14 protein-coding genes are annotated in these 12570 nt (G+C 50.6%); 10 read left to right on the top strand and 4 right to left on the bottom strand.

Features of this window, described 5'->3' with window-relative positions:
- Position 1: 1 nt before the first annotated feature.
- Complete coding sequence (locus MKX64_RS02220; protein ID WP_095263045.1) at positions 2-1165, bottom strand: COG1470 family protein; 1164 nt, start codon at positions 1163-1165, stop codon at positions 2-4.
- Between the two features lie 210 nt (positions 1166-1375).
- Here MKX64_RS02220 and MKX64_RS02215 point away from each other — a divergent pair, with 210 nt between their 5' ends.
- The 4 genes from MKX64_RS02215 to sigK all read left to right on the top strand — a co-directional run bounded on the left by MKX64_RS02215 (position 1376) and on the right by sigK (position 5140).
- On the top strand, positions 1376-1981 hold the full coding sequence (locus MKX64_RS02215; RefSeq protein ID WP_095397417.1) for an RNA polymerase sigma factor: 606 nt from the start codon (positions 1376-1378) through the stop codon (positions 1979-1981).
- Positions 1956-2864: an anti-sigma factor gene (locus MKX64_RS02210; RefSeq protein WP_095397418.1), complete on the top strand. Its 909-nt coding sequence runs from the start codon at positions 1956-1958 to the stop codon at positions 2862-2864. Before MKX64_RS02215 ends, MKX64_RS02210 begins: the two co-directional genes overlap by 26 nt.
- Before the next feature lie 272 nt (positions 2865-3136).
- On the top strand, positions 3137-4153 hold the full coding sequence (locus MKX64_RS02205) for a S66 family peptidase (RefSeq protein WP_341035267.1): 1017 nt from the start codon (positions 3137-3139) through the stop codon (positions 4151-4153).
- 285 nt (positions 4154-4438) lie between these two features.
- Positions 4439-5140 (top strand): RNA polymerase sporulation sigma factor SigK, encoded by a 702-nt coding sequence (gene sigK, locus MKX64_RS02200; protein WP_095263048.1) that lies wholly within the window; start codon positions 4439-4441, stop codon positions 5138-5140.
- Between the two features lie 158 nt (positions 5141-5298).
- On the opposite strand, the gene MKX64_RS02195 is transcribed toward sigK, so the two are convergent.
- The 3 genes from MKX64_RS02195 to MKX64_RS02185 all read right to left on the bottom strand — a co-directional run bounded on the left by MKX64_RS02195 (position 5299) and on the right by MKX64_RS02185 (position 7026).
- A complete protein-coding gene (locus MKX64_RS02195; RefSeq protein WP_341035266.1) occupies positions 5299-5550 on the bottom strand; it encodes a hypothetical protein in 252 nt (83 codons plus the stop codon).
- A 159-nt stretch (positions 5551-5709) separates the two neighbouring features.
- A complete protein-coding gene (locus tag MKX64_RS02190) occupies positions 5710-6006 on the bottom strand; it encodes a hypothetical protein (RefSeq protein WP_095397420.1) in 297 nt (98 codons plus the stop codon).
- 180 nt (positions 6007-6186) lie between these two features.
- Positions 6187-7026: a sugar phosphate isomerase/epimerase family protein gene (locus tag MKX64_RS02185; protein ID WP_095263051.1), complete on the bottom strand. Its 840-nt coding sequence runs from the start codon at positions 7024-7026 to the stop codon at positions 6187-6189.
- A gap of 343 nt (positions 7027-7369) precedes the next feature.
- Here MKX64_RS02185 and MKX64_RS02180 point away from each other — a divergent pair, with 343 nt between their 5' ends.
- The 6 genes from MKX64_RS02180 to MKX64_RS02155 all read left to right on the top strand — a co-directional run bounded on the left by MKX64_RS02180 (position 7370) and on the right by MKX64_RS02155 (position 12565).
- Complete coding sequence (locus MKX64_RS02180; protein WP_095397421.1) at positions 7370-8329, top strand: acetylxylan esterase; 960 nt, start codon at positions 7370-7372, stop codon at positions 8327-8329.
- Between the two features lie 222 nt (positions 8330-8551).
- Positions 8552-8923 carry a Na-translocating system protein MpsC family protein gene (locus tag MKX64_RS02175; RefSeq protein WP_095263053.1) on the top strand — a complete coding sequence of 124 codons (372 nt, stop codon included), beginning with the start codon at positions 8552-8554 and terminating at the stop codon, positions 8921-8923.
- A gap of 127 nt (positions 8924-9050) precedes the next feature.
- Positions 9051-9830: an ABC transporter ATP-binding protein gene (locus MKX64_RS02170; protein ID WP_341035265.1), complete on the top strand. Its 780-nt coding sequence runs from the start codon at positions 9051-9053 to the stop codon at positions 9828-9830.
- An 18-nt stretch (positions 9831-9848) separates the two neighbouring features.
- The gene (locus tag MKX64_RS02165) at positions 9849-10730 is read left to right on the top strand and encodes an ABC transporter permease (protein WP_095263055.1); all 882 of its coding nucleotides are present in this window, start codon (positions 9849-9851) and stop codon (positions 10728-10730) included.
- 74 nt (positions 10731-10804) lie between these two features.
- A complete protein-coding gene (locus tag MKX64_RS02160) occupies positions 10805-11851 on the top strand; it encodes an ABC transporter substrate-binding protein (RefSeq protein WP_095263056.1) in 1047 nt (348 codons plus the stop codon).
- A gap of 66 nt (positions 11852-11917) precedes the next feature.
- Positions 11918-12565 carry a cysteine hydrolase family protein gene (locus MKX64_RS02155; RefSeq protein WP_095263057.1) on the top strand — a complete coding sequence of 216 codons (648 nt, stop codon included), beginning with the start codon at positions 11918-11920 and terminating at the stop codon, positions 12563-12565.
- The last annotated feature ends 5 nt before the right edge of the window (positions 12566-12570 follow it).

The following is a 12570-nucleotide window of genomic DNA, read 5'->3' as shown; positions in this document are numbered from 1 at the left end:
GTTATCTCCTCCCGTACGTGCGAATCAAATAGTAGATCCCTCCGAGTATCGCCAGAATGACAAGCACCCCGATCCATCCCCACAGCATGGAGCCTTTCACGGCGATGCGGAATTGCGCATTTGAGCTGGCTTCAGCAGCGGAAGCCTTCAGGCTGGTCACATAATCGCCGGCAATGGCTTTGTCGCTAGCGGTGATTTTGGCTTCAACTGTCGTGGACTGCCCTGCAGCCAGGCTTTCGATCGTTTTCGGATTGAAGGTAACCTCCCAATCCACCGGAGCTTCGGAACTAAGGTTGATGTCGCTCAGATCGGCGGTGCCTGTATTTTTTACTAGCAATTCGATCGTTTTGCTGCCACCGGCGGTTACATTGGAGCTCAGCAGGCCGCTAGGTGTCGTAAGCTGAAGCCCGTAAGAACCGGTAATGACCGCTTCCAAGGTCAGTTCAGAGGAGGTGGACTGGTTGGATGCCCGAATCGGAATGGAATACGTGCCTTGCGTCACTTCGGCTGGCGGCTTGACGTCCACGGTGATGGACTGGCTTTGTCCCGCCTCAATCTCGACGGAGGACACCTGGTTGCCACCGGACGTAAACTTCACGTCCCAGCCCGGTTCGCCGCTCGCTTGCAGCGCATAGTTCTGGGTTTCCGCGGTTCGGTTCTGCAAGTTTACGGTATACGTAAACGTGGAATCGGCATGTCCCTCCAGATTGGCCTGATCTGTGGTCAGCTCGGTTTGATACGTTCCTTTTTCCGTAATTTCGACTGTCAAAGGCAGACTGGCCATGCTGCCGGCCGTTAATTGAAAACGATAAGACCCTTTGTCAATTTCAAGCGGTACCCCGACCTCCAGCGTCACGGACTCGGACTCTCCAGGCTTGACGGACACTTCCTTCAGCTGCCAGCCCCCGCTGTTCAGCTTGGCGGTCCAGTTCTCCGGCAGACCCGACAGCTGGAGCGGGGCCGTGACGACACTGTTGGTGTTGTTGTATACCTCTACGCTATAGTTGATTGTCTCCCCCGGCGGAACGGAAATCGAGGTATATGGGGTGTACAGTGTCACTTCACCCGCGGCAAAGGCCGACTTTCCATTCGTAAACAGGCTTGCCCCCAGCACGAATAGGAGCAGCAAACTCAGCAGTTTCATTTTGGATTTGGATACATTCATGAACTACCCCTCCTGATTTTTATGTGGTCATAAAGGGTACGAATGACGCGCAGAAGTGGATTTACAACAAAGCTTAAAAGAAGCTAAAAAATTCATTAAAAGAACATGAAAAGCCCGGAACAGGATTCAAAACAACGAACAGTTTTGCTAAAATGTGATCGAAAAAATTCGGCTGATCCATAAAGGAAAGGGGATAAGGAGGAGCTTGGGATGAACGACAATCCTGAGATGTGGCTGGCGGAGATTGCCGAGGGGTCGGCGGCGGCCTTTGGACGCTTCTATGAAGCCTACGCCAAAATGGTGTACCGGCTGGCCTTCCAGTTTACGAAAGATGCCGCCGAAGCGGAGGACTTATGCCAGGATATATTCATGGAAGTGCTGCATAAAGCAGAGCAATATGACCCGGATCGGGGCAGTGTCGAGGCATGGCTTGCAGTAAGAACGCGCTGTAGAGCAATGGACCGGCTGCGGCGGAAACAGCGTCTGGCGATCACGGAATGGAGCGAGGATACGCTGCCGGAGACGTTGTGGACGGGGGAACGGGAAGCTGTGGAGGTTGCTGCCCTGAGGCAGGTCGAGCTGGAGCAGGTGAAAAAGGCATTGAAAACCATACCGCCGATGCAGCGAATGGCCGTCTACGGAAGCTATGTGGAGCAGATGTCGCACCGGGAGATGGCCGAACTGATGAAGCGGCCTGTAGGCACTGTGAAATCACTGATCCGATACGGCATACAGAACGTAAGAAAGCGACTGGATATCGTCAGCGGGAAGGAAGGAGGGGGCTCGGAGCATGAAACATTCAAAGTCCGGCCTTGAATATCTTGCTGAGCAGTACCCCGGCTGTCCGCTTTATCCGGAAGAGAAGCTGGTGGATTACGCGATGGGCCGGCTCTCAGCGCTCGAGTCACACCATCTGGAGCGCCATCTTGCCACATGTGCCCGTTGTGCCGGCACGGTCGTGGAGTGGCAGAACTTGCTTGGCGCCGAAGCGGGAGCCATTACGCATGATATGCCGCTCGGAACCGCAGCCACTAGCCAGGAGGGAGTTATGGTCAGGGATGGGGACGAGCATGCTGTATATGACTATATACCTTCGGTTGCGGAATGGAATCTTACGAGCGATGCATATCCAGGAGTGACAGCCGCACATGAGCCATCGGCCCGATTAAGGAGCAAGCTGATGCGCGCCGCTTATAAACGCGCGATTGTGAGAAGAATCAAATCCAGGCCATGGCCGTTCATTGCCAGTCAGGCATTGGCGGGTGCGCTGCTCGTGATGCTTGTCATCGGTTTGTTCTCGTTCAAGAACGATCTGGGCCAACAGGAAGCGACCTTTGAGCATACGGTGAACCAGCGAATCGCCCATATGCAGAGCGAGGATACCGAACGATATGTCATTCAACCGGTAGGGCCTTTCTATGGCAGCGGATCGGTATGGCTCAAGCGGGCTTCCGGGGAGATGCTGATCGTTGTAAAGGGCCTGCACTCTCTGGAGGAGAAGGACTACCAGGTCTGGCTCCAGAACGGCAATCAACTGTCGAGTGCCGGATTTATGCTCGTTCCGGGGCCGCAAGGAAGAAGCTATTATTATGGTGTTGTGACGGGAGATGCCGAGCGAATCGTGGTCAGCATGGAGCCCAAGGGAGGCAGCCTGAGACCGACGGGACCGGAGGCGGTGCTGGTTGAGATGAGAAGGTAGAGGTAAGAGTTACATCTACGCAAACTTCAATCCTAAATATGCTCAATATGCATTAACAATCCTACGGACAATCTATAACTTTTGTTTGCCTTTTTCGTTCGTGTGATAAGAAGAAACATACTCCGGCCCACGGTTAGGACATTAAGGATATCATATATTTTAAGCAAAACTAAAAGAATCAGACCACTTCAACCCTATATGAAACGTTAAAAGATATTGCATCACACAAATTTTTACAATATGATAATTCAATTTAGGGGAGGCTGATTCAGATGATCAGATATCCGTTTTTGAAAAAAGGAACAACAATTGGTGTAACAGCGCCCTCTTCAGGGGTGAAAGTCGAATTACACGATATGCTCAGACTTTCCTTCAAACGTATGGAGATGAAGGGATTCAACGTTGCTTGTGGAGAAACGGTATGGACTCAAGAAAAGGCTAAGTCTGCGCCAGCACAATTACGTGCTACTGAATTCAATGAAATGATGAGAGATGATCACATTGGTATTATCATCCCGCCTTGGGGAGGCGAACTTTTAATCGAAATTCTTGAATACATTGATTTTGAAAATTTAAAGACAAAGTGGATTTTAGGTTATTCAGATACAAGTGTATTATTGTTAGCAATAACCTTAAAAACAGGCATAGCAACTGCTCATGGTACAAATCTTATTGATTTACGTGGAGAATTTTCTGATAGCACAACTGCAATGTGGCAATCTGTCTTATCAACTAAAACTGGTGAATCCATCATCCAGCATTCATCGGAGAAATATCAAAAGGAATGGAAACACTCTGATCCTTCGCCATGTGTCTTTCATTTAACAGAACAAACTTATTGGAAGACTATTCAAGATACTAATGTTAAAATACACGGTCGCTTACTCGGTGGATGTATCGATGTGATAAGACATTTAATTGGCACACCGTTTGGTGAAGTACGACATTTTCAAAAGAATTGTGTGAATAATGAGCCCATCTTATGGTATTTAGAGAATTGCGAACTATCGACAACTGATTTACGCAGATCGTTGGTTCAGATGAAGTTAGCTGGTTGGTTTGATCATTGTTCGGGTATTCTGTTTGGAAGAAGCGATGCAAATCAACCTGTTGACAATTATACAGCGGAGGAGATTTACAAAGAGCTAAATGAGGAATTGCAGATTCCAATAATCTACGATATTGATTGTGGTCATGTTCCACCACAAATCACTTTTATTAACGGGGCATATGCTGAGGTTGAAGTAAGGGATGGCAAAGCTTCCATAAAGCAATCTTTTAATCAATAATCAGAATCATGAGTTAAAAAGCAGCACATACCGGTATGTTCCTCTCGTATCGTTGCATGCTTTTTGTAGAATTATTGCCACAAGCGTGTACCACCAGCTGTTAATTCATGCCGGGGAATCATCAGTATCAAACCATTCCCGCACCTTGATCAGGTTCGGTGTATATTTTAGCAAATGGTGGCTGTACATGCACTTCTGGGCGACTGCCTACATACAATGAAAGGACCGAGAAACCGTGCCGATCTAGGACCGGTTGCATTGTATTTTCGCAGGAGGTGTCCCCAAGTGCCTGGATTGTTTACCGCCATTGCATTATTTATCAAAGAGTTGACCCTGCTCGTATCGTACGTGAAAAACAATGCGTTTCCCCAGCCTCTGACCGAGGAAGAGGAGGCTAAGCATTTGCAGCTAATGGCCGAAGGCGATCCCCAATCACGCAACAAGCTGATTGAGCATAACCTTCGGCTCGTGGCGCATATTGTCAAAAAATTCGACAATACTGGCGAGGACCTCGAAGACCTAATCTCCATCGGAACGATTGGACTGATCAAGGCGATTGAAAGCTTTCGCCCGAACAAAGGGACCAAGCTGGCTACGTTTGCCGCTCGCTGTATCGAAAATGAGATACTGATGCATCTCAGATCACTTAAGAAGACACGAAAGGATGTTTCTCTGCATGATCCGATCGGGACGGACAAGGAAGGAAATGAGATCACCTTAATCGATATCCTTGGCAGTGAAGCGGATGATATCGTGGATGCCGTACAATTGAAAATCGAGAAAAGTAAAATCTACAGAAATCTCGACATATTGGATGACCGAGAGAAGGAAGTGGTCATCGGACGCTTCGGACTGGAAGCAGGCGGGGAAGAGAGAACACAGCGGGAAATCGCTAAGGAGCTGGGCATTTCAAGGAGCTACGTGTCGAGGATTGAGAAGCGTGCGCTTATGAAGCTGTATCATGAGTTTTACAAGCAGAAGAAATGAATGTTTAATCAGGCACGACAAGGAACGAAACGAGATAACATTCATGGACTAAGAATAAGCCCCGTCAGGGGCTTATATCATTTCAATTCTTAAACATCCTAAATATTAATAATCCGAATGTTCGGTGCCCAAAACCTGGAAATTGCCCACCCCCACGTTTAGTTCGACGATAACGTAACTCTGCGCAGCGATGCCAGACGACGGAGTAGGGTAGGGGGACCGTAAGTCACGGTACGAAGAAGCATCGGTGCAGCAACGCTGCCCACCATGCCGAATATTTCGGAGTGCAGTCCCTTCTGCCCAATGACATATCCGCAGAACCCGCCGATAAACTCAATGGAAACATACCGCGTTAGGCTGGATAACGACACCACGTAGACAACAAATTCATCGTTTCTCCTCGTTCTCATTCCGCTCCCCTTTGTGTTTGTATCGTTTTTTTCACAGCACTCAGCATTCGATATTTTTCATGCCATTTTATGTCCAGCCTGCGTGCGGTATTCATCTGAATGTCCGATTTTCTCCCAAAAAATTACCCTCCTTGTCCGATGATGGACAGGAGGGTCGTTTCATGAAGGATCGGATTCGTAAGACGCCTGTTCTGCATCAAGCTCAGGCTGAAGGATTTGATCCTCGGAGGGGAAATCCCGCTGCTGCTGTTTATGCAGACTTCGATTTTCATAGTCAAAGCGGTTCGGCGGTCGTTGATCGACCCTCCACGGTGTGCTCTTGCCGAGAGAGTCGGCGGTGATGCTGGATCCGAAAGGTCCTTCCGGGAATTCCTCGGCCGTAAGGTCGTTCCGCTGGGATTCCACGGTGGACAGATCGGTGTAACGATCGCGGTCTTCCTTCTTGAAAGGGCTCATGGCAGCGACTCCTTCTGCAGGATATGTCGGTAGTGTGCCCGGTAAAAAGGGGAAATATGTCCCAAGTCATCCCCGTGGAGCATGATTGTATGATTAGACGCCCTCATCCGGCGACAATCGCCCCGCCAGCAATTTATCGACTGCCGTGCAGCACGGTGCGAGTCGCGGCTCCCCTTACTTTTACACCAGTCCAGCTGCTCCGAACACCTTGTCAAAGGCTTGGCGCGACTTGGCTGCCAGCTCCTCCGGCGAGCCTTCCGGCGCCGCAGCTGTCAGTATTTCCTGCGTTACCGGCCCGTTATATCCGATCGTGTCCAAAGCCTGGAGGAATCCAGTCAGATCAATAACCCCTTCGCCAGGATATAAGCGATCATTATCGAGGACATCCTGAACAGGAACATCTCTGGCGTCATTGATATGTACATGGACGATTTGCTCCGGCTTCAGGCTGTGAATATCCGCCACTTCCATTTCGTTGGTATGCCAGTGAAATGCATCGAGCAGCAGTCCTACATTCGGTGCGTGAATCGCATCGATCCAATCAAGCGTCTCCTGCATCGTCCAGATAAAAGGATGTTTCCACTGGGTACGGAGGTGGTGCGGACCCACAAATTCAAGGCCAAGCCGGATGCCGTAGGCACCAAGAATCTCAGCGCATAGACGCAAACGCTTGGTTGCCTGCGCCATGAAATGCGCTGCCGGCAAATCCGTGGACGGAAGAATGTACGTGCAGCAACGGGTGCATCCGAGCGCCGCTGCAGCAGCAGCCTCGGCAGGCAATGCCGCCAGTCCTTCGAGAAATTCGCGGTCTCCTTTACGCCATTCTACCGAGAGGCCGATGGCTCCAATGCGGATATGCCGCTCTTCAAGCAGAGAAAGCGCCTCGTCTGTACCCAGGCGATCGACAAGTCCTTTAGCGCTTACATCCACAACGGAAAAATGATAGCGGGAGGCCAGTTCAATCAGCTGTGTGTCGCTTTCCAATTTCCCCAAACCTGCTCCTGTCAGTCCTTGTTGCATCGTTATCGACTCCATTCATGATTAGAATTGATTAAAGATCACACCGAAACATCAGGCTGTCTCCAACAGTATAAAACCAAGCGGAGCAAATGAACAGGGTTATGCTCACATTCCACTAAGCCATTTTAATCGCTGAGGCGATTCATACGGGGCATAGCTTGAGATGTGATCGTTCTTGAATTTGGCGGCCGGGACAGGGATTGGGCGCACAATGACGAATAAGGAGTTGGGGCGGCTAGAAAAGCTGAATCATGAGCATACCGGGATTTTGCCATGCGGACAGGCTTGTTGCTGTCCCGATCCCTAACATCATAATCCAGTCGTAAAGGAGCTTATAACCGATATGAACACAATCAAGCAGCGAAAGCTGGAGCTGGACAATTGCAGACCGGAACCGACCATGGATACAGAGACGTTAACCCGCTTCTGGGATGAAGCGCTAACCGGATATTCCGGCAAAATGCTAGATATCGTGTTAACCCCTGAAGTGACCCCTTATTCGGCCATGGACGTATCCAAAGTCAGCTATCGGGGATATGATGACACTCCGATTCATGCATGGTATATCAGGCCGAAATCACGCGCGGAGGAAGAACGCCGCATTCCATGTATCGTGACATTTCCGGGCTATACCGGGGACAAGGGATATCCCGAGCGATATGCGCACTGGGTGCTTCTTGGTTATGCGGTGCTTGCGGTCGATGTAAGGGGACAGGGCGGGGAAACCGGCAATCTGCTGCCGATGGACAGCGGCGTTGTCAAAGGATGGATGACGCAGGGCATTACGGATATTCACCGTTCTTACTATATGGCGATTTCTATAGATGCTGTGCGGGCAATCGACACAGCAGCGGTCCTGCCCGGGGTTGATCCGGATCGAATTGCTGTAGCGGGCGGCAGTCAAGGCGGTGGCCTGTCATTGATGTGCGGAGCCCTCAGCGGGAAGGTCGCTGCGATCGTAGCCGATATTCCGAACATGTGCCGCATGGATTATGGCGTGCTGCACTCAGCAAGTTCATTGAGCGAGGTGGCGGGTTACATTAAAAGATTTCCGGATCAGCTCGATGCCGTGCTTGAGCATTTGGCCCATTTTGACATGCTGAACCTGGGGCCCCGGATCAAGGCGCCTGTGCTCGTGTCGGCTGGGTGGAAGGACACCGTCTGCATGCCTGAGACGATATATGCCGCATACAATCGAATGCAGGCCCCGAAGGAAATGAAAGATTATCCATTTTCGGGGCATGAGGTGAACGAGTATCAGAAGCGGCAGGCCGTTCAATTTTTACAAAGCGTGCTGGGATAAGTGGATAGGGTGTGGGTGTGTCGGTTACAACAGTCCAAGATGTCATTATTATGTTATCATATATGACACAATAAGAATAATTGTTAACTTTTTTGACGTTATAGTATTGACATCACGCTGATACTGTCTATAATTAAACCCAAGGATGATGTTTCTTGATGAACACCCGAATACCTACCCCGGTCAATGTAATAATATATTACACATAAGGGATGTTGAATAATGACAACAGCAGGCGAACTCAAACAGGACATTTTGAGGGTTTACAACGCGATAAATAAGAAAATATTTAACGTGGGTGTAAAGCAGCAAAAGGTCGACTTCGTCGGCAACAAAATCATTATTGTGTCAAGGAACAGTCGAGTCCCCGTCCTTAAACTGCTGGATGAGAATTACCCCCTCTCTACCCGGCAGTTGGACCACCTTTTATTTCAATTGTTGAAACAGGAGATCAAACAATCTTTTGAAACGCAGTTTAAATTGAATATCATTACGATTCTTAAAGATTACGATGCAGAGACCGAATACTCCGGTACCATCGTGTTCTTGGAGAAAGACGTGGAAGCTTATCTGAACGACAAGCCCGAACTCTGAGAGGAGAGCTGGCCAATCGTCAGTTTGGTACCCATATGCACTTCGTTGCATTTTGGGACTGGACTGGCGATTTTTTTATACCCATATTGTCAACAAACTCACTATACGATCAAAAGGAGGACGCATAATGAGTCACAAAATCGAGATTTCCGGTGTCAGCAAATGGTTTCGCAGAGACGGTCAAGAGATTCCTGCCATGAGGGAGACAAGCCTCTCGATTGAAGCAGGGAGATTCGTCAGCATCATCGGGCCCAGCGGATGCGGCAAATCGACGCTGTTCAATATTATCGCCGGGCTCATGCCGCCCTCCACAGGCAAGGTGCTTGCCGACGGGGAGAACATTGTGGGCAAGACCGGCTATGTCGGCTATATGCTGCAGAAGGATATGCTTCTGCCTTGGCGCACTATTCTGGACAATATCATTTTAGGCATGGAGATTCGGGGAGTTCCATACAAGGAAGCGACCGAGCGGGCGCTGCCGTTGATGGAGAAGTATGGGCTGAAAGGCTTCGACAAGCATTATCCACGGGAGCTTTCCGGGGGAATGAGACAGCGGGCTGCGCTGCTTCGGACATTGCTGTATGACCGGGATATTATTTTGCTGGACGAGCCCTTTGGGGCGCTGGATGCGCAGACGAGGCTGACGATGCAAAACTGGCTGCTGCAAATCTGGGCCGATTTCGGCAAAACGGTGCTGTTTGTCACCCACGACATTGATGAAGCAATTTATTTATCTGACGACATCTATGTGTTCTCTTCCAGGCCGGGGAGAATCAAGACCAAGATTACCGTTACGATGGAACGCCCGCGAAAAACCGAGGATATGACCTCTCCGGCATTCATAGATTTAAAGCATCATTTGCTGGATCTGCTGTCTGCCGGACATGACGAGGAGCAAATTTCATAAAAGGGAGAGAGATTGCCGATGGAAACTGCACGTAAGGAAGCTTTTATCGTTCATGCTGTTGCACCGGCGGAAACGGTGCCGGAAACGTCTGTAAGGCCGGAGGTGGTGCCCTATATTCTGGATGAAGAGGCGATCGCGCGCGCCAGAAGCAGACGAATTGTGTGGGGGCGCTTTGCCGTTGCCGTCCTTATCTTTCTGGTCTGGGAAGTGTTTACGCGGATCGGATGGCTGGATTCCTATTATTGGAGCAGTCCGAGCGCCATTCTAACGACCACCTGGACTCAGATCACGGAGGGGTCGCTGCTGGGGGATATCGCTTATACGTCAGGCTCGACCTTGCTTGGCTTTGTGTTTGGCACCTTTCTAGGCGCGCTGCTCGGGCTGTCATTCTGGTGGTCCAGGTCTTATGCGGGCATCAGTGAGCCGTACCTGATCATTCTGAACGCCATGCCGAAGCTGGCGCTTGCGCCTGTGCTGGTCATCCTGCTGGGGATCGGATTTTTCTCCAAAGTTGCGCTGGCCTTCTCCATGACGGTGGTCGTATCCGCGCTGTCTGCCTACAGCGGTGTGAAAAGCGTTGACCCGGACATGGAGAAGCTGATGTACTCTCTGGGCGCGAAGCGGCATCAGGTGTTCGCGAAGGTGGTCGTTCCATGGTCGATGCCCTGGATCATTAGCAGCTTGCGCATTAACATAGCGCTTGCCCTCGCTGGCGCCATTGTCGGAGAGTTCATCGCCTCCAGTCAAGGTGTCGGACGAATGATTATGTATGCAGGAACGATTCTGGACATCAATCTGGTGTGGGTGGGCGTCGTGGTGCTGTCGCTGTTGTCCATGCTGATGTACTGGGGTGTGGTTGTTCTGGAGAAATGGCTGTCCAAAGGGCTGGCCAAGCAGTAGACAACCTATACTCAGACTTGCCTTCACAAGCATGGCGACGGATTAATCCATTTAATTAATCAAGGGGGATTCCTATGTACAAAAAGATGACGAAGCTGCTGCCGTTGTTACTTGCCATGATCATGATTGTAAGCATCCTTTCCGCCTGTTCGGGCGGGAATGCGGGCGGCAGCGCGAACGCCGCTTCGGACGGGGGCAAGCTGAGGAAGCTTGTGATCGCTGAACCGCTTCACTCCACGGGTTATTTGCCGCTCTATGTGGCGCAGAGAGAAGGATATTTTGAGAAGAGAGGACTGGAGGTTGAGGTTATTCAGGCTGCAGGCGGGGCCCACGTAGCGGCGGTTGTCAGCGGAGACGCCTGGGCGGTGATCGGCGGCACAGAGTCCAACGCGCTGGCGAACAACAACAATTCGGACCCGATCATTTCGGTTGTGAATGTGGTGAATCGGGCCAACGTCTATCTTATGGCTAAAAAAGGGACAGGCCCGGCGGGAAGCTCGCCGGAAGAGCTGAAAGCTTTTCTCCAGGGCAAAAAGATTAACGCCGGACGTCACGGTGGAACTCCGAATTTGCTCACCCGGTATTTGCTTATCCAGCTCGGGCTTGATCCGGAGAAGGATGTACAGCTGCTTGAGCCGGCTGATGCTTCGACCGTTGTCACGATGGTTCAACAAGGGGCGGCCGATATCGCCAACGGGGCTGAACCGCAGATCAGTGACGGCATTGCGAAAGAGGTATGGGACGAGCCGTTCTATAAATTTCATGATCTCGGCGACTTCTCGTATTCCGTGCTTAGCGTGAAGAAATCCACGATTGAGAAGGAGCCGGAGACGGTGCAAAACTTTACCGACGCGATTATCGAAGCGCTGCAAGCGGTACAGACGGACAAGGAGCTGGCCAAGCGCAATTTGAAGGCCGAATTTCCTACGTTGTCTGACGAGGCCATTCAGGCATCCCTGGATCGTGCATATGAGGATCATCTGTGGAGTCTGGACGGAATGATCTCGGAGACGGCTTTGGACACCGACATGGATGTTATGATTCAGACCGGCATTTTCAAGGGCGACTATACGTATGACGGGCTGGTAGATATGCAATTTGTGGAACGATCCGGCCAATAACGATTGCCATCCTATCCTGCGCTCTGATGGGGCGAAAACCTTTCGAAATGGAGATGACTTTATCCGATGAAATCATTAAACGAACTGCTGTTAAACAGTAAAACGGCCGTCGTTGTCGTGGATGTGCAAAATGATTACTGCCACCCGGAAGGGGCTTTGCCCCGCGCCGGATGTGACATCAGCGGCATACCGGGGATGATCGGGCAGCTGCAGAAGCTGCTGATATCTGCGAAGGAGCACCAAGTTCCGGTCATTTATATTCAGACGCTTCATGAACCGGCAACGGACTCTGAAGCGTGGACAACCCGTTCCTCCGGGCGTTCTGCGAGCGTATGCCGGGTGGGCAGCTGGGGGGCCGAGTTTTATGAGGTGACACCAACGCAGGATGACATTATCGTCAACAAGCATCGGTACAGCGCATTTGTAAACACACGTCTCGACTCGGTGTTAAAAACGCTCAAGATTGAAACATTAATTATGACGGGCGTCAGCACGAATGTATGTGTAGAATCGACCGCCAGAGACGGTTTTATGCTTGATTATCATATTGTGTTGGCCGAGGATGCCTGTGCCTCATACTCCCGAACAGCACACGAGATGACAATGGAGAATATCGCGGGCTATTTTGGCAGCGTGTGCGGAGTACAGCGAATCGTGGATGTCTGGGCTGACAAAGCCCCGGAGTATCGCGAGTCAATGTCACTCTCCCGCTGACAGAA

It is taken from the genome of Paenibacillus sp. FSL M8-0334, assembly GCF_038000405.1.
In the GTDB taxonomy this organism is placed as follows: Bacteria; Bacillota; Bacilli; order Paenibacillales; family Paenibacillaceae; genus Paenibacillus_AQ; species Paenibacillus_AQ campinasensis.
The sequence above is the reverse complement of the archived record's forward strand: the minus strand, read 5'-3'. Positions and strand labels throughout refer to the sequence as shown.

Bases quoted from the DNA above. Each gene is read 5' to 3' on its own strand.
- MKX64_RS02215 (WP_095397417.1), top strand. From the start codon at position 1,376: ATGAACGACAATCCTGAGATGTGGCTGGCGGAGATTGCCGAGGGGTCG.
- MKX64_RS02160 (WP_095263056.1), top strand. From the start codon at position 10,805: ATGTACAAAAAGATGACGAAGCTGCTGCCGTTGTTACTTGCCATGATC.
- MKX64_RS02190 (WP_095397420.1), bottom strand. From the start codon at position 6,006: ATGAGCCCTTTCAAGAAGGAAGACCGCGATCGTTACACCGATCTGTCC.
- MKX64_RS02185 (WP_095263051.1), bottom strand. From the start codon at position 7,026: ATGCAACAAGGACTGACAGGAGCAGGTTTGGGGAAATTGGAAAGCGAC.
- MKX64_RS02210 (WP_095397418.1), top strand. From the start codon at position 1,956: ATGAAACATTCAAAGTCCGGCCTTGAATATCTTGCTGAGCAGTACCCC.
- MKX64_RS02170 (WP_341035265.1), top strand. From the start codon at position 9,051: ATGAGTCACAAAATCGAGATTTCCGGTGTCAGCAAATGGTTTCGCAGA.
- MKX64_RS02155 (WP_095263057.1), top strand. From the start codon at position 11,918: ATGAAATCATTAAACGAACTGCTGTTAAACAGTAAAACGGCCGTCGTT.
- MKX64_RS02220 (WP_095263045.1), bottom strand. From the start codon at position 1,165: ATGAATGTATCCAAATCCAAAATGAAACTGCTGAGTTTGCTGCTCCTA.
- MKX64_RS02195 (WP_341035266.1), bottom strand. From the start codon at position 5,550: ATGAGAACGAGGAGAAACGATGAATTTGTTGTCTACGTGGTGTCGTTA.
- MKX64_RS02205 (WP_341035267.1), top strand. From the start codon at position 3,137: ATGATCAGATATCCGTTTTTGAAAAAAGGAACAACAATTGGTGTAACA.
- MKX64_RS02165 (WP_095263055.1), top strand. From the start codon at position 9,849: ATGGAAACTGCACGTAAGGAAGCTTTTATCGTTCATGCTGTTGCACCG.
- MKX64_RS02175 (WP_095263053.1), top strand. From the start codon at position 8,552: ATGACAACAGCAGGCGAACTCAAACAGGACATTTTGAGGGTTTACAAC.
- MKX64_RS02180 (WP_095397421.1), top strand. From the start codon at position 7,370: ATGAACACAATCAAGCAGCGAAAGCTGGAGCTGGACAATTGCAGACCG.